Source organism: Bifidobacterium apri (assembly GCF_009299485.1).
In the GTDB taxonomy this organism is placed as follows: Bacteria; Actinomycetota; Actinomycetes; order Actinomycetales; family Bifidobacteriaceae; genus Bifidobacterium; species Bifidobacterium apri.
On the sequence record NZ_WBSO01000011.1, the window covers coordinates 69,798 to 90,252 of the forward strand.

Sequence of the window (20,455 nt, forward strand, 5' to 3'; positions counted from 1 at the left end):
GGGGTTATTGCAAATATGTGTGTCTGACAGCGAAGTGAATCCGGCATCACGCACCATACGCAACCTTCTGCCGATGCTCACGGTGACCTCAGCGTCGGCAGAGGCAGAACAGCACCACTGCAGCGATGCGACGGGGCTGTATGGATTGGCTGCACTGATCGGCTGTACAGACTAGATGTACTGAAGGGGCTGTGGGTGATAATATCCCGGACATTGATTTCGGGATTATGCCTGGCGCCTCCATCGTGCAGAACGATTCTGCGAAATTTCGCATCCTGCATATTGAATACCGCATCGATGATTTTCCATATAGAAGACATCGAGAAGAGGAGCCACGAGCGCAGTCATATCCGCCGTCGCATCGGAACACGCCGGTGACTATTGCCCAGAACAACGCCGGCATTCGCCCAAGCATGTCATCGCGCCGCGCTTCCGTGCGCACGCCTTACCGCTGGCATCTTCCGCACACACAGACGCTTCGCAAACACGCCTCACAACAGACGTCTGACACGTTCATGCCGCGCCCGTTCGTAATGTCGTGTCCCGCATTTACCGTAAACGAGGTAACACACAGTCCAGGCCTGCACCTTAGTACCGCGGGCCCCGATAGCAAAGGACACCTCATGGCAGAACAAACCATCTCCATAACAGTCAACGGCGAAGTGAAGGAGGTGGATGCAAGCCAGACTGGCGTCGACCTGTTCAGCGACAACAAGGACATCATCGCAGTACGTCTCAATGGCCAACCGCGTGACCTCTACACCCCGCTTCACGACGGCGACACGGTGGAACCGATCGCCCTTGATTCCGAAGACGGTCTCGCAATCATGCGTCATTCCGCAACCCACGTTATGGCTCAGGCCGTGCAGGAGATTCGTCCGGACGCCAAGCTTGGCATCGGTCCTGTCATCAAGGATGGTTTCTACTACGATTTCGACGTCAAGGATCCGTTCACTCCGGAGGATCTCAAGGAAATCGAAAAGCGCATGCAGCGCATCATCAAGTCGTCCCAGTCCTTCCGCCGTCGCGCGGTCGGCGAGGAGGAAGCGCGTTCCGAGGAAGCGGGCCAGCCTTACAAGCTGGAGCTGATCGGCGCCAAGGAAGCCGAAATCGACGAAGCAGCGTCTACGGAGGTCTCCGGTCAAGGCGAGCTGACAATGTACGATAACGTCGACCGTGAAGGCAATGTGGTTTGGAAGGACCTGTGCCGCGGTCCGCACCTGCCGAACACGCGCTATATCAAGGCGTTCAAGCTGGAACGCACCGCAGCTGCATACTGGCGCGGTGACGAAAAGAATCCGATGCTCCAGCGTATCTACGGCACCGCATGGGCGAGCAAGGACGATCTCAAAGCGTATATGACGCGCATGGAGGAAGCCGCCAAACGCGACCATCGCAAGCTCGGACAGGAAATGGATCTCTTCTCCTTCCCGGAGGAGATCGGACCTGGTCTTGCGGTATTCCACCCGAAGGGCGCTGCGGTCATCAATGCCATGGAGGATTATTCCCGCGAAATGCACCGCAAGGCGCACTACAGCTTCGTGCAGACCCCGCATATCACCAAGGGCGGGCTGTACGAGACTTCCGGGCATCTGCACTGGTACAAGGACAATATGTACCCGCCGATGCGTGTTGACGAAGAACGCGACGCGGACGGCAACGTCACCAAGCAAGGCTTTGATTACTACCTCAAGCCGATGAACTGCCCGATGCATAACCTGATTTTCAAGTCGCGCCAACGCTCCTATCGTGAGCTGCCGCTGCGCCTGTTCGAGTTCGGCACGGTGTACCGTTACGAGAAGTCCGGTGTGGTGCATGGCCTGACCCGTGTCCGCGGCTTGACCCAGGACGACTCGCACATCTACTGCACTCGTGAGCAGATGAAGCCTGAGCTTCGCCGTCTGCTGACCTTCGTGCTCAAGGTGCTCAAGGATTTCGGCTTGAACGATTTCTATCTGGAATTGTCGACCAAGGATCCCCACAAGTTCGTCGGTTCCGACGAAATCTGGGAGGAAGCGACCAACACGCTTGCCGAGGTCGCCAAGGAATCCGGCCTTGAACTTGTCGACGATCCCGCCGGCGCAGCATTCTACGGGCCGAAGATTTCCGTCCAGGCGCGCGACGCCATCGGACGTACGTGGCAGGTGTCCACCATTCAGCTCGACTTCAACCTGCCTGAGCGTTTCGGCCTCGAGTACATCGCGGCCGACGGCACTCACCAGCGTCCGGTCATGATCCACCGTGCGCTGTTCGGCTCCATCGAGCGCTTCTTCGCCATCCTGCTTGAGCATTATGCCGGCGCATTCCCGGTGTGGCTTGCTCCTGTCCAGGTCACGGGCATCCCGGTCGCCGACGAGTTCGCTCCGCATCTGCAGGCGTTCATCGACGACCTTGAGGAGAACCTTGTGCGTTGCGAGATGGACAATTCGGACGACCGGTTCGGCAAGAAGATCCGCAATGCTTCGAAGTCGAAGGTCCCGTTCACGCTGATCGCCGGTGAAGATGATGTCAAGAAGAACGCGGTGAGCTTCAGGTTCCGCGATGGCAGCCAGCTCAATGGTGTGCCGGTGGAGCAGGCCAAGGCATGGATTCTTGAGGTCATCAAGAAGCGTGTTCAAGTGAACAACGCTGACGATTTCGCTGCCGCGACCAAGTGATTCTCACGGCATGTCGTTGAACGGATTCGGGCGGCACTGGGCATTCCGGTGCCGCCCAATCTGCCTGATGATACTTCGACAAGAAAGGTACTGAAGACCATGCTGGAACATTGCCGGGGACTGTGGAAGAAACTCACCGAGCCTATTGCCCGTCTGTGTGTGCGTATGCATATGAGCGCCAATGGCATCACCATCACCGGGTCGATCCTATCCATAGCGTTGTCCATCGTGATCGGCATCACCGGGTGGATTATTCCGCTCGTGTTTTTCCTTGCGATCGTTGTGCTGTTCGATTCCCTCGACGGATCCGTTGCCATGCTGACCACCGGCGGGACGAAATTCGGCGCATTTCTTGACTCCACGCTTGACAGGATCGCAGATTGGGCTGTTCTGATCGGCTGCATTCTGATTTTCTATCTGCATCATGATTGGTGGATGCAGTCAATGTCATCCGGCGAGGATGTCATCTCGCATGTCGGCATCGGCTGCGCGTTGGTGTCCATCATGACGTCATTCGTCACATCGTATGCTCGTGCCCGTGCGGAATCCGTGGGGTATGAGGCGAAAAACGGCATCGCGACAAGAGCTGACCGCCTGTTCATCATTCTGGTCGGCATGTTTGTGACCGGTTTGACGCATAACGGACTGTGGCTTGCCATTGCGATGGCGTTGCTTGCGGTACTCGGTCTGATTACTGTATTCCAGAGGATTTTCGAGGTACGGCGCCAGATGAAAGCCGATGAGTTGGTTCCCGGTGTCAATGCTCAGGGGAAGTAAGCCCTGATGCTCGACAGGGTTCTCGTATTCATCGCCAAACATGCGGGCGTACTGCCTGAACGGCTTGTCAGGGGCCTGTTTCTGTGTGCCGCGGATATCGCATGGTTGACGCGTGCAGGCGGTGTCCGGCAGTTGGAGAGGAACCTGGCACACGTGTTGCATGGCCGCGATACCCTGCAACACCAGGGGGTATTCGCCGCGATCAAGCGCAGACTGCGTCTGCGCCATGTGTCCCATCAGGCCATGCGATCGTATTTCACGTATTTCTCCGAAGCCATGACGGTCGGCGGCAGAAGCGACGAATGTCTGACCGCCCGCGTGCGCGGGGAGGGGCCGGGATGCGCACGAATCATTGAAACCACGCGCGTGCAGGACGGCTCTGCGCCCATTGTCTTGGGCCACCAAGGCAACTGGGATTATGCCGGGTATTGGGCGCATCATGATGTTGCTCCCGTGACAACGGTTGCGGAGCGGCTTGACAACGAAGCGCTCCTGAAGACGTTTGTGGACATCAGAAGGTCCCTCGGCATTTCGATTCTGCTCACCGGCCAGCATGGTCTGGTCGGCAAGCTCGAGGAAGCGTTGGGCGAGCCGCATGTGTTGGTGCCGCTGCTTGCCGACCGTGATTTGAGCCGACACGGCGAGTTCGTCCATGCATTCGGCTCGATGATTCGCGTGGCGCGCGGACCTGCGACGTTGGCGTATGACACCGGGCTTCCGCTGTACGTTGTGAACATGTACAGAGAGCGACTGCGCGGACCACGACGCAAGCAGGCTCGAACCCCGTACGGATACGTGTGTTGGGTGAGCGATCCGATTGACATGTCGAGTTTCGCTGATCTTCCCCGTGAACAGGCGATTCACGACATCAGCCAGGCATGGGTGGACGTGTGGTCGCGGGGGATTGCCGAGCATCCTCAGGATTGGCATATGCTGCAGCCGATTTTCATTGAGGATCTTGACTTGTCCAGGCTCAAGGACGTTCCTGACGAGGTGCTTGAGCTGATCGGGCGACGCAACGGCGGCGCATGAGCGCTTCATTGACGGTCAGTTGCGGTGTAGGCTATGACTGTCGCCAAGCGACGGAAGAAAGGATATGATGTCGAACGCAGATCTTCGTGACAATGCCGACGGTGACGTGCGGGACCAGTCTGATCCGCTGCATGGCAGGAAGCTGCGTGTCGGCATCATTTCTCCATATTCGTTCGAGACCCCGGGCGGCGTGCAGCTCCACATCCGTGATTTTGCGAAAGAGCTGATCGCACGCGGTCACGAAGTCGAGGTTCTTGCGCCTGGGCGGCGTACCAATGATATGCCGTTGTGGGTGCAAACGGTCGGCACTTCTTTTGCGATTCCTTATAACGGTTCGGTATCGCGTCTGAGCTATTTTGGCTTCGTCGGAGCACAGGTTCGCCGGTGGGTGCGGCAAGGCCATTTCGACATCGTACATCTGCATGAGCCGGAGGCGCCATCCCTGAGCCATAAGCCGTTGACCATGGTGCATCATCCACCGCTGGTCGGGACTTTCCATGCGGCGTTCAACGACTATCCGTTCGCGCTCCGCTTTTTCCACGGGTATCTCCATCGGTATCTGCGGCCGTTGGCTCGCGCGATTTGTGTCAGTGACGCTTCCCGCGCCGTGGCTGAACGGTATTTGCCGCAGAACGTGCCAGTGTCAGTGATCCCCAATGGCATTTCGACCCGCCAATTCGCCTGTGCGGTTCCGGTGTCTTCCTGGCAGGGCGATGAGAACAGTCCTACGATTGGGTTCCTCGGCAGGATGGGGGAGGAGCGCAAAGGCTTTGCGGTCTTCTGCCGTGCGGCTTCGCGGATTCTTGACCAGTACCCGCAGGCGCGGTTCCTGTGTGCCGGTGACGGTGAGCGCGAGGGGCAGGCCATGGTCAATACTGTTGACCCGTCTGGGCGTTTGATGGATCATATGGAGTTCCTCGGCCGGATCAGCGACGAAGACAAGGCACGGTTCTATCGATCGCTCAGCGTTTATGTGGCGCCGCAGACCGGGGGCGAGAGCTTCGGTATCGTGCTCGCCGAGGCAATGGCGGCGGGATGCCCGGTAGTGGCTTCGAATCTGCCCGCTTTTGTGGCTGTGGCTGATGAAGGCCGCGCGGCTGCACTGTTCGACAATGGTGACGAGAGTGATTGCGCGGCTGTGGTTTGCTCGCTGATCGCCGATCGCGAAGCGCGCGAGTCGTTGGGACAAGCCGGGCGGAACCGCGCGCGGCAGTATGATTGGAGCAGTGTTGTGGACCGGGTTCTCGGCGTGTATGCCGAGGTCTTGTCATGAACGCGCTTTACAATCGGTTTGTTTATCGTACCCGTATCTGCTAGGAGCATTATGTCAGGGCATTCCAAGTGGGCGACCACCAAACATAAGAAGGCCGCCATTGACGCCAAGCGCGGCAAGCTGTTCGCGAAGCTGATCAAGAACATCGAGATCGCAGCCCGTCTGGGCGGCGGCGACCCCGACGGCAACCCGACGCTGTATGATGCGATTGTCAAGGCCAAGAAGGCATCCATGCCTGCCGACAACATCAAGCGTGCGGTCAAGCGTGGTTCCGGTGAGGAAGACGGTGCCGCGAACTATGAGGACATCGTGTATGAAGGGTATGCACCTGCCGGTGTCGGCCTCATCATCGAGTGCCTGACCGATAACCGCAACCGTGCGGCGGCGGAAGTACGTTCCACGCTGACCAAGGGCAATGGCTCTCTTGCCACGTCGGGCGCCGTGAGCTTCAACTTCGAACGCAAGGGCCAGATTGAGGTGCCTTCCGAAGGCTTGGACTATGACAAGCTGTTCGAGATTGCGGCCGAGGCTGGTGCCGAGGACGTGTCGGATGACGGTGACGTGTTCAGCGTGATCACCGATCCTGCCGATCTCATCACCGTCCGCAAGGGACTTCAGGAAGCCGGCATCGATTACGATTCCGCCGATCTGGTGATGATTCCGAAGAATGAGATTGAACTCAGCCTTGACGACGCCCGTAAGGTGTCCAAGCTGATTGACAATCTCGACGATCTTGATGATGTCCAGAACATCTACAGCAACTGGACCGCTTCTGATGAAGTGATGGCCCAATTGGAGGAAGAGGAGTGATCTGTTGATCATCCTTGGCGTTGACCCCGGCCTGACTCGGTGCGGGGTCGGCGTGGTGGAAGCCGGCGCGTCACGCCGGCTTTCTTTTATCCACGTCGATGTCATTCGCACGAGCCCGGACACCTCGCAGGATTTGCGACTCCTTTCGATTTACAACGGACTTGTTGATAAAATCGAGCGTTTCGTACCAGACACCGTGTCCATTGAACGCGTGTTCGCGCAGGCCAATCGCAATACCGTGTTGGGAACCGCGCAAGCTGCGGGCATGGCGATGCTTGCCGCTGCACAACGCGGGATACCGGTCGCCTTGCACACTCCGACCGAGGTCAAGCTTGCCATAACCGGAAACGGCAAAGCGGATAAGCCTCAGGTCGAACGTATGGTGATGCGTATCCTGAATCTGTCTCAAATGCCTACGCCTCCTGATGCCGCTGATGCGCTGGCGCAGGCCATGTGCCATGCGTTGCGCCCCGCCGGGGCATTGCAGGGTGGCGAACGCGAGCAGCATCTGACCGCGGCGCAGCGGCAATGGGCGGTTGCGGCGCAGCGAGCGAAACATCGTCGCGGAGTCGACCGCGGCATGTAAAGTATCGAACAGATGTTCGATTCATGGGTGTTGAATCTGAGGGAGGCAAGATGATAGCCATGTTGCATGGGCAGGTCGCGTCGATCGACCAGTCCGGAGTCGTGCTTGAGGTCAGTGGCGTGGGCTTCGACGTCCGCATGCCGCAAACCGATCTTGCCTCGCTGCATTCGGGGCAGTCCGCTACCATATACACTTCCATGGCGGTCACGCAGGACGCGATCACATTGTATGGTTTTCTGTTGCTCGCCGAGAAGAAGATGTTCCTCCAACTGCAGAAAGTCAGCGGTATCGGTCCGAAGGTCGCTCTCTCTCTGCTGTCCACGCTGCCGCCTGACCGGCTTGCCAGGGCAGTTGCGGACGGGGATGCGACCGCTTTGGCCAAGGCTCCGGGACTAGGCAAGAAGGGTGCGCAGAAAATCATTCTGGAGCTCAAGGGTTCCCTTGACCTGTCCCAGGTCGAGGGGGCGTCGGCTCCTGCACAATCGCCGGTCGATACCGGTGCCCAACAGGTGGTCGAGGGCCTTATCTCGTTGGGCTGGCGTCAGCAAGACGCCTTGGACGCCGTCGAACGTGCATGCCGCGATCACGGTATTGCCACCCCGATAGCAGAGCAGGATGTACCCCGCGTGCTGAAATTGGCGCTGACTGAACTCGACCGCGGACGATGAACGCATGAGCGAAGGGCACAGGTGAGATATGCGACAGACTGAAGAGACAACCGTGAACAATAATGGCGCCAGGGAGGAATCCCTGCGCATGGTCTCCTCACAGCCGTTGGACAATGAGCCGGTGAGCGACGAGGAACTGCGACCGCATGTCCTCGAAGGGTTTATCGGACAACCGCGGCTTAAGGCCCAGCTTCAGCTGTTTCTCGATGCCGCACGCAAACGGGAGGTTCCGCCGGACCATATCCTGCTGGCGGGCCCCCCGGGACTGGGCAAAACCACGCTTGCCATGATTGTGGCGAACGAGTTGGGGGTGCCGATCAGGGTCACCTCGGGGCCGGCAATCCAGCATGCCGGGGATCTTGCGTCCATCCTGAGCTCCTTGGATGCCGGTGAAGTGCTGTTCATCGATGAAATCCACCGATTGCCCCGTCCGGCTGAAGAATTGTTGTATATCGCCATGGAGGATTTCCGTGTCGATGTGATGGTCGGTAAAGGGCCAGGTGCATCCTCGATCCCGTTGACGCTTCCGAGATTCACCGTTATCGGCGCCACCACAAGGGAGGGTATGCTGCCGTCGCCTCTTCGGGCGCGTTTCGGTTTCACCGCGCATCTGGACTTCTACCCGCACGAGGAACTCGAGAAACTCATCGAACGTTCGGCTGCCGTGCTCGGGGTCAATCTGGAAGAAGGGGCGGCGCACCAGCTGTCTTTGCGATCCAGAGGCACCCCGCGAATCGCGAATCGTCTGCTTCGCCGCGTGCGTGACTGGGCTGTCGTCCATGATCTGGAGAGTGTGGACGTGGACGCGGTCACCCAGGCCTTGGCGCTGTACCAGATTGATTCCGAAGGGCTTGACAGGCTCGATATCGCGGTCTTGCAAGCGATATGCCGCAATTTCAACGGCGGTCCTGTGGGATTGAACAATCTGTCCGCGATGGTCGGCGAGGAATCGGAAACGGTGGAGACGGTCTGCGAGCCGTATCTGGTACGCGAGGGATTCCTGGTACGCACCCCGAAGGGCCGTGTTGCGACCGCGAAGGCTTGGAAACATCTCGGCCTTGAACCCAAGGATGATGTCAACAAGCTATTCTAAAATCAATTCTTTGGATAGCGCCCCACTAGCATGTCAGGAGTTCCATGTCTCAGAATCTCGATCCGAATATGGTCATGATCGTCATCCTCATCCTGTTCATCTTCATGATGTGGATGAGTTCAAGGCGGATGAAAAAGCAGCAGAAGCAGCAGCAGGAAGAGTTGCGCGAGGCCATGGTTCCGGGCACGCTTGTTGTGCTCCGAGGCGGCATCATCGCCACGATCGTATCCGTGGATGAGAAGTATGAGGAAGTCGTTGTCGATTCCGAAGGGTCCCGCTTGCGCTTCAAATTGAATGCTGTCGCCGGCAAATATGTCCGTCCTGCATTCATTGATGACGATGAGACTTCGCAAGACGATGCACAGCAGGATGACGCCAGCGATGCGGATGCCGAGAACGAGTCCGATGCTGCCCCAGCGGCAGAAGGCCCCGATGCCGAACCGATCGCTGAGCACGATGCGACTTCTGCGGATGATGCCGCCGATGCAACAGAATCCGCCGAGGCTGACGAAGCCGCAGCTCAGGACGGCGAACAAGCAAAATAACCCCTTGTGACCGGGTTTCCGTTTCGGCATGCAGCCCAGCGTATCCGGCGCGTACAGCAACCAGAAAGATCAGGTTCCATCGATGGCATCCGATATCCATATCAGGCAATTGGAATTAGTAGGCAAAGACAACGCCGAATACTTGGCGTCCCTGTTCCGGTCAGTGCTCGGATTCCCCAAAGAAGGCATCAACTTCCGTGATTTCATGCCGGTGCTGGAGAACGCAAAGGGTCTGCAGATTCTCCTGGAAGGACTTGAAAAAGCACTGCCGGTGCCTGCTGATTCCTTTGACTCCGTCGCGGGTCTGGAAGCCAGGGGATTCCTGTTCGGACCGGCGCTTGCCGCCCGATTGGGCAAAGGCTTCATCGCCGTGCGCAAAGCCGGGAAGCTGCCGCCGCCCGTCATCGGGGAGGATTACACATTGGAATACGGGCAAGCCCGCGTCGAAGTGGAATCCGACGCCGTGAGCGCAGGCGAGCGTGTCTTGATCGTGGATGATCTTATCGCCACCGGCGGTACGGCGAAAGCCGCGGCGGATCTGATCCGCAAGTGCGGCGGAACCATCGCCGGTTTCAGCTTTGTGATGCAGCTCGAAGGGCTCGATGGCATAGACAGCCTAGGACCGTACCCGACGAGCACACTGGTATCCATGCCGGCGTAACCGGATGAAGAGAGGCAGAAATGGATTTATACGAATATCAAGCGCGCCAACTGCTTGATGAGCAGGGGATTCCAACGCCAGACGGCATCTTTGCCGCCGACGCCGACCAAGTGGCCGAAGCTGCGGATACCATCGGCTATCCTTGCGTCATCAAGGCGCAAGTGAAAATCGGCCATCGTGGGCAAGCGGGCGGTGTCAAACTCGCGCATACGCGTGAGGAAGCCGTCGCCGCCGCGAACGCCATTTTCCCCATGGTCATTCACGGCCATAAGGTCCGTGGCGTCCTCGTCGCCGAAGCCAAGAACGTCATCCATGAATACTACGTATCGATTTCCGTCGATCGCACTTCCCGCGATTTCGATGTCCTTGCGACAGCGAACGGCGGCACCGAAGTCGAAGACATCGCCAAGGCGCATCCGGAATCGGTGAAACGCCTGCATATCAACGCTTTGGATACCTTCGATCTTGATGCGGCGACAGCCATGGCGCGCAATATCGGTTTCTACCATGCGGATGTCGATCAGGCCGCCCGTATCCTGTTGAATATGTGGCAGTGCTTCAAAACGAACGACGCCACGCTGGTGGAAATCAACCCGCTGGCGAAAATCGGCGATCCCGATGATGAATCCAGCAAATCGCTGTGCGCGCTCGACGCGAAGATATCGCTCGACGATAACGCCTCATACCGGCATGACGGTTGGAAGCGTTTCGAAGGTGCCACGCAGCTTGATCCCTATGAGCGCAAGGCGAAGGAACTTGGTCTTCACTATGTGCATCTGACCGGTCAGGTCGGCGTCATCGGTAACGGTGCGGGGCTTGTCATGAGCTCGCTTGACGCCGTATCCGGGGCAGGAGAGGAGCAGGGCACAGGAATCAAGCCCGCCAACTTCCTCGATATCGGCGGCGGCGCATCGGCTGAGGTTATGCGCAACAGCTTGGAAATCGTCCTTTCCGATCCTCAGGTGCGCTCGGTCTTCGTGAACGTCTATGGCGGTATCACCTCCTGCGAGCAGGTGGCCGCAGGCATCCTCGGCGCATTGCAGGCGATCGAGACGATCAAGCCCATTATCGTGCGCTTTGACGGCAATGCCGCTCAAGAAGGACTGCGTATGCTGGCAGATGCCAACGACCCGAACCTGCATGTGTACGACACCATGGAGGAGGCGGCGCAGCAGGCCGCAAGAATCGCTGCCGCATCGTCAAGCAAGGAGGCCACGAAATGACGTTGTTCATTGAAGACGGTGCACCGGTCATCGTCCAGGGCATGACAGGCCACCAGGGCATGACCCATACGGCAAGAATGCTCAAGGCGGGGACGAATATCGTCGGTGGTGTCAATCCTCGCAAGGCAGGCACGACCGTCACCTACCCGAAGGCCCGTGAAGGCAAGGATGCGGTCATTCCCGTATACGCGACATGCAGCGAAGCGATCAAAGCCACCGGGGCCAAGGCAAGCGTCATCTTCGTGCCGCCGCGATTCGCGAAAGACGCGGTCGTCGAAGCCATCCAGGCAGGTATCGGTACGATTGTCGTCATTACCGAGGGTATTCCGGTCGCCGACTCTGCCTACTTCGTCGAACTCGCCTTGCGTAAGGGTGTGCGCATCATCGGACCGAACTGCCCGGGATTGATCACCCTGCCGGCGACTGATGAAACCAACGGTGTCAACCTCGGTATCATTCCTGATGGCATCGTCCATCGTGGCCCGCTCGGCTTGGTTTCGAAATCGGGTACGCTCACGTACCAGCTCATGGGTGAGCTCTCCGATATCGGCTTCACCGCGTGTGTCGGTGTGGGTGGCGATCCCATCGTCGGCACTACGCTCCAGGAAGCGTTGGAACAGTTCGAGGCCGATGACGCCACCAAGGGTGTCGTCATGATCGGCGAGATCGGCGGGAGCGCCGAACAGGATGCCGCCGCATGGGCCAGCAAGCATATGACCAAGCCGGTGGTCGCATATATCGCAGGTTTCACTGCGCCTGAAGGCAAGCAGATGGGTCATGCCGGCGCTATCGTCTCCGGAGGAAAAGGCACGGCGCAAGACAAGAAGATCGCGCTGGAAGCCGTCGGGATTCCGGTCGGCAAAACACCGCGCCAGACCGCGGAACTCATGCGCAAGGCATTGCAATCCACTGCGGCATGAAAGAACGTTGCGTTTCATTTGTCAAGGGGGTCGTCTTCGCGGCGGCCTCCATGGCGTTATACGCGCTTGCGCTTTGGTTGCTGATCTCCCTGCTTTTCCTTGTCATTTCCATGGAGGAAGGCACCGACAATCTCACTGATTATGCTTTCTCTCTGACACAAAGCATGATTCTGCTCAGCCAAGGCATCGGATTCCAATCGAAAACCATCACGCTCAGTGTGATTCCTTTGACGCTGACGGTCCTGATGCTATGGCTTCTCGCATCGTTGGCGCGCAGACACAAGTTGTCCCTGGCAGCCTATGTAGGTGGACTCATGACGTGGATCTCCATCAATATGGCATTCACGTATCACGTCTCCGTAGGCCTGCTGGATAATATCGGCATCGTGGCGGTGAAAACCGGCATGGTATTCACGTTGGCGTTTCTGCTTGGGGCTTTCCCCGTGAGCCAGACGTACCAACGGATGAAGACCTTCGCAGACCAGCATGTGTCCCGGGAACTCAAGCGGGCACTGTCGCTCGGTGTAGCCCTTGGCATGACACTGCTCGCCATATATATGCTGGTAGCGTGCATTGACGTAGTGGTCTGGATCATCTACGGCTGGGATGCCGTGTCCCGGATATTCGAGCTTGATGCCATGGGCGTCGGTTCCCGCATCATGACGTCAGTGTGCTCATTGGCCTGGCTGCCCAACCTGTGCATCTGGTCCTTGTCATGGATATTCGGATCAGGCTTCCGCATCGGGGAACTTGCCCATTTCACCATGTGGATCGGGCAATCCACGGATTTGCCTGGTCTCCCGCTGTTCGGTATCTTCCCGCAGGCCATCGGCAACGACGGGTTGCGGACCTTCCTGTTGTCGTTGCCGTTAATCATCTCGATTGTCTGTGCTCTCGCCTTCATGTTGTCGCCGACAGGTTTCGCCATCAGGGCGCCGCATGCCGGTGACAACCGTGACACAGTGGTGCGCCATGTCATCACGTTTGCGTACCCGTTGGGGGCGTTCTGCATCTCGGGCGCGTTGGTGGCTTTGGGGTCATCCTGCATGTTCGCCTTGTCGAACGGTGCGTTGGGGGCGCACCGTCTCGCGCACGTCGGTGTTGACGTCGTCGCTTCGGCAAGTGCCGTGGGGCATCCGACTATCGTCGGACTATTCGCTACATGGGCGGCGGTCATCGTTGCCGATGCGGCATGGTATGGATTACGCTTGTGTTGGTCGCGTCTGCGCCCGGCCAAGAACCGTTCGTCAACTGAGCATACGGCTGACGGGCAACCGCGCGGTGTCACCAGTACACCGGTCAACGCGAATATGACAACAACCACCAAGGAGGAACAGGATGGCATCAACGAACAGGCCGATTAAACGGGCCCTCGTATCCGTATTCCATAAGGAAGGCATCGACGTGCTTGCGCAGGCATTCATCGCCGCCGGCACGGAAGTCGTCTCCACCGGTTCGACTGCCAAGCGTCTCGCCGAACTTGGTGTCAACGTCACCGAAGTCAGCAAGGTCACCGGTTTCCCTGAAAGCCTCGATGGACGTGTCAAGACCCTCGATCCGCACATCCATGCGGGCATTCTTGCGGATATGACCAACCCTGAGCATGTCCAGCAGCTCAAGACGCTGGGCATCAAGCCGTTCGACCTCGTGGTGGTCAACCTGTACCCGTTCGCGGATACTGTCCGTTCCGGCGCCAATGAGGCGGATACCATCGAGAAAATCGATATCGGCGGCCCGTCTATGGTTCGTGCCGCGGCAAAGAACAGTGCCACGGTCGCCATCATCACCGATCCTGCAGATTACGCGTTGGTCGCCAAGCGCATCGAAGACGGCCGCGGATTCAATCTTGAGGAGCGCCGTTGGCTGGCTGCCAAGGCGTTCGCTCACACTGCGGCATATGACGCGACGATCAACGAATGGACGTCCAAGCAGTGGCCGAAGCCAGAAAGCATCACCGCCGACCAGCCTGCGTCGAATGAGGCGATCCCCAATGAGGATACGGTATTCCCGAAGGCGTACACGCGCACATGGGATCGCTCGCATTTGCTGCGGTACGGCGAGAATCCGCACCAGCAGGCTGCACTGTACTTGGATCCGCTGAACCAGAGCGGTTTCGCCCACGCCGAGCAGCTCGGCGGCAAGCCGATGAGCTACAACAACTATGTCGATGCCGATGCCGCATGGCGCGCCGTGTGGGATTTCGCTCCGCAGATCGCCGTCGCCGTCGTCAAGCATAACAATCCTTGCGGCCTGGCACTCGGGAAAACCGTTGCGGAAGCGCACAAGAAAGCGCATGCTTGCGATCCTATGAGCGCGTACGGCGGGGTCATCGCCGCGAATACCACGGTGACCCTTGACATGGCTCAGAACGTGCGGCCGATTTTCACTGAGGTCATCGTGGCCCCTGACTACGAGCCTGAAGCTCTTGAGCTGCTGAAGACCAAGAAGAAGAATCTCCGCATCCTCAAGGTTGCCGAGCCTCCTCGTACCAAGCAACAGTACCGTCAGATCGACGGAGGGTTGCTTGTCCAGACCACTGATCTCATCAATGCTCCCGGTGACAACCCTGATGCATGGAAGCTTGTTTCCGGCGATCCGGCAGATGCTGACACCCTGCGTGACCTTGAGTTCGCGTGGCGTGCCATCCGTTGCGTGAAGTCGAACGCCATTCTGATTGCCCACGACCAGGCGACTGTCGGTATCGGCATGGGCCAGGTCAACCGCGTGGATTCCTGCCATCTCGCCGTCGAACGCGCCAACACGCTGGCTGATGGCGCCGATCGTACCACAGGCTCGGTTGCGGCTTCTGATGCGTTCTTCCCGTTCGCTGATGGTGCGGAATATCTCATCAATGCAGGTGTCAAGGCGATTGTCCAGCCTGGCGGATCAATCCGTGATGAGGAAGTCTTCGAGGCTGCGCGCAAGGCGGGCATCACTATGTATGTCACCGGAACGCGTCACTTCTTCCACTGATTCGTGATCCCCGGCGTCTCACGCCGGTGCGTGGCGGCGGCTGGTCTTCGGACTGGCCGCCGCCTTGTTGTTATGTCGTTTCGTCGTGTTGTCGAGGTCTTCACGCCGAGTACTTCACGCGAGATTCGTCACGTCGGAACGGACGGGTATCCTTCCCTGTGATGTGCCAACGCATTCATCATATGACGGCGGATGCGGTTGCTGAACTGCCCAATACCCAATCGAACAGGAGGCCTGTGATGCCGCAAGAGCATCCGTATGTGTCCGAAGCCAAAGAAGGCAAGCCCGTATGCGAATGGGTTGTGGCTGGTCTGGTGTGCGTCAGCGGCATACTTGCCGCATTCGGATACACGACGGCCGCCACAGCGGTGTTGGCTGTGACGGCCGTCGTTCTTGGGCTGACGCGCATCATTCTGCGTGATCACAGTCCGTGGAAAGTCCGGTCTGTGGCTTTTGATGCGACGATCTGCCTGTGTTTTGGCGTGGGATTGTCACTGCTCGCTTTGAGCATCAAGATGATGGTCTGATGCTTCGGTTTCCTCCTGCACGGCTTGGCCGGCAGGTTCGAAGGTGACTTGCTGGGCTTCGTCGCTTGATTGGGCGGGAGCAGCCACGTCTGCCGGGTTCGGCAGGGTGTCGGCATTCTCGGCAGCCTGCTGCTTGGCCTTGGCGTTGTCGCGCAGCAACTGCACGCCGATCATGATCATCGCGACAATCGCCGCTGCCAGAACCGGGCAGATCCAGAAGACCCACAACTGCTGCAACGGGTTCTGGGACAAGCCGGCATTGCTTGCGAATACGGCGATACCGGTGGACCGTGCCGGGTTCATGCCGGCGCCGGTGACAGGGTAGGTCATAGCGGCGCCAACTGCATAGGCGAAGCCGATTGCCGTGGCGTGTGCTGCCGCTGTGGTCTCCTTGTTCATCGTCACCACTGCTGCGGCGACGACCATGATGCTTGCAATGATTTCTACAACAACCGCCAGGGTGATATCGAAGGATGCACTCACGCTGCTCAGCGTGGAAGCGGAGACGGACCCGTTGCCGAAGCCGTTGACAGCGTCAGTCAGCCAGATTTTCTCCGTCAGGGTTTCTGTCGTAGGCAGGATGTGCACAATCAGCGCGCCGGCGGCAAGGCCGCCCAGTACTTGGGCGATGATGTACAGAACACCGTCGAGGACTTGGGTTTTGCCTGTCAATATCGCTGCGAGGGTGATCGCGGGGTTCAGCTGTCCACCGGACACCTTCGAGAACACCAGCGTTACCGCAGCATACGCGACACCGGTTGCCAAGGCGATGAATGCCATATTGACGCCGAACAGGGCGGTTCCGAAGGTCGTGAAACTGTAGATTGCGAAGAACACGATGAAGCTTCCCGCCAGTTCAGCGCCCACGCGCACCGCAAGAGGTTCTTTCGTATTTGCCGTTGCATCACTGGCGCGCTGCAAACCCGTATCAGTCATTGATTGTTCTTTCTCTAGGGGAATAGCGGACAAGGCATTAGCCGGAAGCGTAGCCCTATCCGCCGGACGAGTGTCATTCTACCAGCAGCGAAGCTTTTCTGCGCCTTACGATACAATATTCATGTCGTATGTCCGAAGTCCCTGCCGTGCTGACGGCCATTGCGAGGACCATCACGACACCACATATCCTATCCATGACGGCCAGTATCACGCCGTCCGGCCACGTTGGGAGAACGATGCCAAACGCATATTCCCGTGCATTGAAAGCACATGACAACAACGAAGAAGGCATTCGCCTTCAGAAGATCCTCGCACAAGCAGGTTTCGGTTCGAGACGCAAGTGCGAGCAGATCATCCTCGACGGTCGTGTCGAGGTTGACGGCGAGCTGGTGACCGAGCTCGGCACGCGCGCCGATCCAAGCAAACAAGAGATTCGTGTCGACGGGTCTCGTGTCCGCTTGAACCCTAATCACATCACGCTTGCGCTCAACAAGCCGCGCAGAGTGCTCAGCACCATGGACGACCCCAAAGGGCGGTATACGCTGCGAGACATCGTCGGCGACAAATACGAACGTATTTTCCATATGGGACGCCTTGATTATGACTCCGAGGGGCTGATCCTCATGACCAACGACGGCGAACTCAGCCAGCATGTCATGCACCCCAAATACGAGGTGGAGAAAACCTACATCGCCACGTTGCAAGGCAGAATCAGCGGCAACGTGTGCCGGCGCCTCGTATCCCAAGGCGTACAGCTGGACGATGGCTGGATTCGTCTCGACCATTGCGCCATCATCGACGCCAATCATGATACGACATTGGTGAAGGTCGTCCTGCATTCAGGCAAGAACCGGATCGTCCGCCGTATCTTCGATGCGGTCGGATTCCCGGTCAAGCGTCTGGTACGTACACAGATCGGCCCGATCAAGCTCGGTGACCTGAAATCGGGTTCGTACCGTGTTCTTTCCCAGACTGAGGTTCGCTCACTTGCCAAGGAGGTCGGACTGTGATCCGTGTCGCCATTGACGGCCCAGCCGGCGTAGGAAAATCATCCACGGCGAAGGAACTGGCCAGACATTTCGGCTTTGCATACTTGGATACCGGAGCCATGTACCGCGCATGTGCATGGTGGTGTCTGCATCGTGGCATTGGCCTTGACGCCGAGCAGATCGATGAGCAGCTGATCACCGAGACAGTGGGCGAGTTCTTCACGGAGGATCATTTTGACATCTCCGTCGACCCGGATCGCCCCATCGTGCTTGCCGACGGCGAGGACATCAGTGAGGACATCAGATCTTCCCAGGTGTCTTCCCATGTGTCGCGTGTGTCGGGCATCATCCCCGTCCGCCATGTGCTCATTGCGGCGCAACGTGCGTATATCGCTCGGGAGGCTTCCGGGGATTCGTTCTCGCAAGGGCGTGGCATCGTCGCCGAAGGCCGTGACATCACCACGGTTGTGGCTCCCGATGCCGAAGTCCGTGTGCTGCTGACTGCCCGTGAAGAAGTGCGTCAAGCCCGTCGAAGCGGACAATCCGCACAGGGCGTGGGTGCTGAGGATGTCGCGCGTCGCGACCGTCTCGATTCGAAGGTCACCAGTTTCTTGACCGCCGCAGACGGGGTCGTGACTCTGGACAACTCTGATCTGACGTTCGAGCAGACCTTGGATCAGCTCATCGCATTGGTTGACCAAGCCATCGAAGAACAGCAATACCGAGAGTATGCCGCAAACCTCGAAGGGTATGAGCTTGACGATGAGGATCGCGAGCTCATCGAGGGCGAAGGCGAAGACGAAACCGGTTCTGGAACGGGCAAACAGGTCGGCGTCATTGCTGTGGTCGGACGTCCTAATGTCGGTAAATCAACATTGGTGAACCGTATTCTCGGTCGTCGCGCAGCGGTTGTCGAAGACACCCCGGGTGTCACTCGTGATCGTGTCAGCTACGACGCCGAATGGGCGGGTACCGATTTCAAACTCGTCGATACCGGAGGCTGGGAAGCCGACGTCGAGGGCATAGCCTCGGCGATTGCATCCCAGGCGCAGGTTGCCGTCAGGCTCGCTGACGCCGTGATTTTCGTCGTTGATGGTCAGATCGGCATGACGGACACCGATGAACGGATTGTCAGCATGCTTCGCGCGGCGGGCAAACCGGTCACTCTGGCGGTGAACAAGGTGGATGACGCGCAAAGCGAGTATCTCACCGCGGAATTCTGGAAGCTCGGTCTGGGAGAGCCCTACGGCATCTCCGCCATGCATGGCAGGGGAGTCGGCGAGTTGCTGGATGCGGCGTTGGAGTCGCTGAAGACCGCGGACCGTACCTCGGGGTTCCTGACACCGTCGCATTTGCGGCGTGTCGCGCTTGTCGGGCGCCCGAATGTCGGCAAATCATCGCTGCTGAACCAGCTTGCCCATGAGGAACGTTCGGTCGTCAACGATCTTGCCGGCACCACGAGGGATCCGGTCGATGAAATCATCTCGATGGACGGTCAGGACTGGTTGTTCATCGATACCGCCGGTATCAAACGTCGTCAGCATAAGCTTTCTGGCGCTGAATACTATTCCTCTTTGCGCACACAGGCTGCCATTGAGCGTTCGGAACTCGCGTTGGTGCTGTTCGACGCGTCCCAACCGATCGCCGATCAGGATCTGAAAGTCATGAGCCAGGCGGTTGATGCCGGCCGCGCAATCGTGCTGGTGTTCAACAAGTGGGATTTGATGGACGATTTTTCCCGCCAACGGCTGGAGCGGCTGTGGTCCACCGAATTCAACAGGGTGACATGGGCGGAACGTGTCAATCTGTCGGCAAAAACCGGGTGGCATACGAACCGTTTGTCCCGTGCCATGCAGACGGCTCTCGAATCGTGGGACAAGCGCATACCGACAGGTAAGCTCAACGCTTTCCTCGGGCGGATTCAAGCGGCGCACCCCCATCCGTTGCGTGGCGGCAAACAGCCGAGGATCCTCTTTGCGACCCAGGCTTCGACACGGCCGCCGCGTTTTGTGATTTTCGCGACGGGATTCCTTGAACATGGGTACCGCAGATATCTGGAGCGTCAGTTGCGTGAGGAATTCGGATTCGAAGGCTCACCGGTCCAGATTTCCGTGAAGGTTCGTGAGAAGCGGCGTAAATAGCCAACTTGGCAGATGCCGCCACGCCGGGTTGCGTTGACCGGATTGCTGTGGTAAGTTAGCTCTTCGGCGCGTTAAGCGTCGATCGGGCCGTAGCGCAGTTTGGTAGCGCACTTGACTGGGGGTCAAGGGGTCGCGGGTTCAAATCCCGCCGGCCCGACCGGAAAGCCGCGGAATTTGAACGATTCCGCGGCTTATGTTTTTCCGGTCGAAGTCAAACGGGGGTCACGGATAGCAGGATTCGTATGTCCACGGTTATCGGGTTATCGACCATATGCGGGTCTGGCGTCGAGGCCCAATAACCACATTTTCTGCCGACGCTGAGGGATGTGTCAGTGTCGGTGGAAGCCGAGTCCTAACTTTCTGCCGACACAGGGCGTACCGTCAGTGTCGGTGGAGGCAGGGGCAATACCCTTGCACCCGCTTTCGGGCACACTGGCGAATAAGCCGTTGGTTTGCGCGCGCCAAACCTGCGCCGACACTTGGATATCTGTGCTCGCATCGTTGTGTGACGAGATTGCCCGTTTTCAAAGTGCAAGTGCAACACCTCGGCTAGGGTTGTGGGTTGAAAGAGAAATAACAATCCCTGGAAAGGTGTTGCACCGATGCCATCCTACAATCACCTGACGGCAAGCGAGCGGGTCCTG

Annotated in this window: 18 protein-coding genes and 1 tRNA gene; 18 read left to right on the forward strand and 1 reads right to left on the reverse strand. The window is 58.4% G+C overall.

Annotated features, from left to right (window positions below; genetic code table 11):
- The first annotated feature begins 623 nt into the window (after window positions 1-623).
- From thrS to DSM100238_RS07060, 15 genes are all read left to right on the forward strand, one after another.
- Entirely contained in the window at window positions 624-2,657 is a 2,034-nt protein-coding gene (gene thrS / locus DSM100238_RS06990) for a threonine--tRNA ligase (RefSeq protein WP_152355959.1), read from the forward strand.
- A 99-nt stretch (window positions 2,658-2,756) separates the two neighbouring features.
- A complete protein-coding gene (locus DSM100238_RS06995) occupies window positions 2,757-3,434 on the forward strand; it encodes a CDP-alcohol phosphatidyltransferase family protein (protein WP_152355960.1) in 678 nt (225 codons plus the stop codon).
- A 6-nt stretch (window positions 3,435-3,440) separates the two neighbouring features.
- Entirely contained in the window at window positions 3,441-4,466 is a 1,026-nt protein-coding gene (locus DSM100238_RS07000; RefSeq protein WP_152355961.1) for a phosphatidylinositol mannoside acyltransferase, read from the forward strand.
- Between the two features lie 67 nt (window positions 4,467-4,533).
- Entirely contained in the window at window positions 4,534-5,739 is a 1,206-nt protein-coding gene (locus DSM100238_RS07005; RefSeq protein ID WP_152355980.1) for a glycosyltransferase family 4 protein, read from the forward strand.
- A gap of 51 nt (window positions 5,740-5,790) precedes the next feature.
- Window positions 5,791-6,549 (forward strand): YebC/PmpR family DNA-binding transcriptional regulator, encoded by a 759-nt coding sequence (locus DSM100238_RS07010; RefSeq protein WP_015450581.1) that lies wholly within the window; start codon window positions 5,791-5,793, stop codon window positions 6,547-6,549.
- A 4-nt stretch (window positions 6,550-6,553) separates the two neighbouring features.
- On the forward strand, window positions 6,554-7,135 hold the full coding sequence (gene ruvC, locus DSM100238_RS07015) for a crossover junction endodeoxyribonuclease RuvC (RefSeq protein ID WP_152355962.1): 582 nt from the start codon (window positions 6,554-6,556) through the stop codon (window positions 7,133-7,135).
- Between the two features lie 50 nt (window positions 7,136-7,185).
- A complete protein-coding gene (gene ruvA / locus DSM100238_RS07020; RefSeq protein ID WP_152355963.1) occupies window positions 7,186-7,803 on the forward strand; it encodes a Holliday junction branch migration protein RuvA in 618 nt (205 codons plus the stop codon).
- Window positions 7,804-7,831: 28 nt separating this feature from the next.
- Window positions 7,832-8,896 carry a Holliday junction branch migration DNA helicase RuvB gene (ruvB, locus tag DSM100238_RS07025; RefSeq protein ID WP_152355964.1) on the forward strand — a complete coding sequence of 355 codons (1,065 nt, stop codon included), beginning with the start codon at window positions 7,832-7,834 and terminating at the stop codon, window positions 8,894-8,896.
- Between the two features lie 44 nt (window positions 8,897-8,940).
- Window positions 8,941-9,441 carry a preprotein translocase subunit YajC gene (locus DSM100238_RS07030; RefSeq protein WP_152355965.1) on the forward strand — a complete coding sequence of 167 codons (501 nt, stop codon included), beginning with the start codon at window positions 8,941-8,943 and terminating at the stop codon, window positions 9,439-9,441.
- Window positions 9,442-9,523: 82 nt separating this feature from the next.
- Entirely contained in the window at window positions 9,524-10,102 is a 579-nt protein-coding gene (locus DSM100238_RS07035) for an adenine phosphoribosyltransferase (RefSeq protein WP_152355966.1), read from the forward strand.
- Between the two features lie 20 nt (window positions 10,103-10,122).
- Window positions 10,123-11,325, forward strand: coding sequence for an ADP-forming succinate--CoA ligase subunit beta (sucC, locus tag DSM100238_RS07040; protein ID WP_152355967.1), 1,203 nt, complete (start codon window positions 10,123-10,125; stop codon window positions 11,323-11,325).
- Window positions 11,322-12,245: a succinate--CoA ligase subunit alpha gene (gene sucD / locus DSM100238_RS07045; RefSeq protein ID WP_152355968.1), complete on the forward strand. Its 924-nt coding sequence runs from the start codon at window positions 11,322-11,324 to the stop codon at window positions 12,243-12,245. The genes sucC and sucD overlap by 4 nt, the downstream gene beginning before the upstream one ends.
- Window positions 12,242-13,609: a cell division protein PerM gene (locus DSM100238_RS07050; RefSeq protein WP_152355969.1), complete on the forward strand. Its 1,368-nt coding sequence runs from the start codon at window positions 12,242-12,244 to the stop codon at window positions 13,607-13,609. The genes sucD and DSM100238_RS07050 overlap by 4 nt, the downstream gene beginning before the upstream one ends.
- On the forward strand, window positions 13,584-15,218 hold the full coding sequence (purH, locus tag DSM100238_RS07055; protein WP_152355970.1) for a bifunctional phosphoribosylaminoimidazolecarboxamide formyltransferase/IMP cyclohydrolase: 1,635 nt from the start codon (window positions 13,584-13,586) through the stop codon (window positions 15,216-15,218). The genes DSM100238_RS07050 and purH overlap by 26 nt, the downstream gene beginning before the upstream one ends.
- A gap of 239 nt (window positions 15,219-15,457) precedes the next feature.
- Window positions 15,458-15,745, forward strand: a complete 288-nt coding sequence (locus DSM100238_RS07060) for a DUF3017 domain-containing protein (protein ID WP_152355971.1) — start codon at window positions 15,458-15,460, stop codon at window positions 15,743-15,745.
- On the opposite strand, the gene DSM100238_RS07065 is transcribed toward DSM100238_RS07060, so the two are convergent.
- Window positions 15,710-16,681, reverse strand: a complete 972-nt coding sequence (locus DSM100238_RS07065; protein WP_152355972.1) for an MIP/aquaporin family protein — start codon at window positions 16,679-16,681, stop codon at window positions 15,710-15,712. The genes DSM100238_RS07060 and DSM100238_RS07065 overlap by 36 nt on opposite strands.
- Window positions 16,682-16,917: 236 nt before the next feature.
- Here DSM100238_RS07065 and DSM100238_RS07070 point away from each other — a divergent pair, with 236 nt between their 5' ends.
- From DSM100238_RS07070 to DSM100238_RS07080, 3 genes are all read left to right on the forward strand, one after another.
- A complete protein-coding gene (locus DSM100238_RS07070) occupies window positions 16,918-17,691 on the forward strand; it encodes a pseudouridine synthase (protein WP_152355973.1) in 774 nt (257 codons plus the stop codon).
- The gene (gene der / locus DSM100238_RS07075) at window positions 17,688-19,811 is read left to right on the forward strand and encodes a bifunctional cytidylate kinase/GTPase Der (RefSeq protein WP_152355974.1); all 2,124 of its coding nucleotides are present in this window, start codon (window positions 17,688-17,690) and stop codon (window positions 19,809-19,811) included. Before DSM100238_RS07070 ends, der begins: the two co-directional genes overlap by 4 nt.
- Before the next feature lie 83 nt (window positions 19,812-19,894).
- Window positions 19,895-19,968: transfer RNA gene (locus DSM100238_RS07080), tRNA-Pro, on the forward strand.
- Window positions 19,969-20,455: the final 487 nt, after the last annotated feature.

What these genes read in the sequence shown, in the direction of transcription:
- DSM100238_RS07070 (WP_152355973.1), top strand. Translation starts at nt 16,918, where the DNA reads ATGCCAAACGCATATTCCCGTGCATTGAAAGCACATGACAACAACGAA.
- ruvA (WP_152355963.1), top strand. Translation starts at nt 7,186, where the DNA reads ATGATAGCCATGTTGCATGGGCAGGTCGCGTCGATCGACCAGTCCGGA.
- DSM100238_RS07010 (WP_015450581.1), top strand. Translation starts at nt 5,791, where the DNA reads ATGTCAGGGCATTCCAAGTGGGCGACCACCAAACATAAGAAGGCCGCC.
- sucC (WP_152355967.1), top strand. Translation starts at nt 10,123, where the DNA reads ATGGATTTATACGAATATCAAGCGCGCCAACTGCTTGATGAGCAGGGG.
- thrS (WP_152355959.1), top strand. Translation starts at nt 624, where the DNA reads ATGGCAGAACAAACCATCTCCATAACAGTCAACGGCGAAGTGAAGGAG.
- DSM100238_RS07060 (WP_152355971.1), top strand. Translation starts at nt 15,458, where the DNA reads ATGCCGCAAGAGCATCCGTATGTGTCCGAAGCCAAAGAAGGCAAGCCC.
- DSM100238_RS07005 (WP_152355980.1), top strand. Translation starts at nt 4,534, where the DNA reads ATGTCGAACGCAGATCTTCGTGACAATGCCGACGGTGACGTGCGGGAC.
- DSM100238_RS07035 (WP_152355966.1), top strand. Translation starts at nt 9,524, where the DNA reads ATGGCATCCGATATCCATATCAGGCAATTGGAATTAGTAGGCAAAGAC.
- DSM100238_RS07030 (WP_152355965.1), top strand. Translation starts at nt 8,941, where the DNA reads ATGTCTCAGAATCTCGATCCGAATATGGTCATGATCGTCATCCTCATC.
- sucD (WP_152355968.1), top strand. Translation starts at nt 11,322, where the DNA reads ATGACGTTGTTCATTGAAGACGGTGCACCGGTCATCGTCCAGGGCATG.
- DSM100238_RS07000 (WP_152355961.1), top strand. Translation starts at nt 3,441, where the DNA reads ATGCTCGACAGGGTTCTCGTATTCATCGCCAAACATGCGGGCGTACTG.
- purH (WP_152355970.1), top strand. Translation starts at nt 13,584, where the DNA reads ATGGCATCAACGAACAGGCCGATTAAACGGGCCCTCGTATCCGTATTC.
- DSM100238_RS07065 (WP_152355972.1), bottom strand. Translation starts at nt 16,681, where the DNA reads ATGACTGATACGGGTTTGCAGCGCGCCAGTGATGCAACGGCAAATACG.
- DSM100238_RS06995 (WP_152355960.1), top strand. Translation starts at nt 2,757, where the DNA reads ATGCTGGAACATTGCCGGGGACTGTGGAAGAAACTCACCGAGCCTATT.
- ruvB (WP_152355964.1), top strand. Translation starts at nt 7,832, where the DNA reads ATGCGACAGACTGAAGAGACAACCGTGAACAATAATGGCGCCAGGGAG.
- DSM100238_RS07050 (WP_152355969.1), top strand. Translation starts at nt 12,242, where the DNA reads ATGAAAGAACGTTGCGTTTCATTTGTCAAGGGGGTCGTCTTCGCGGCG.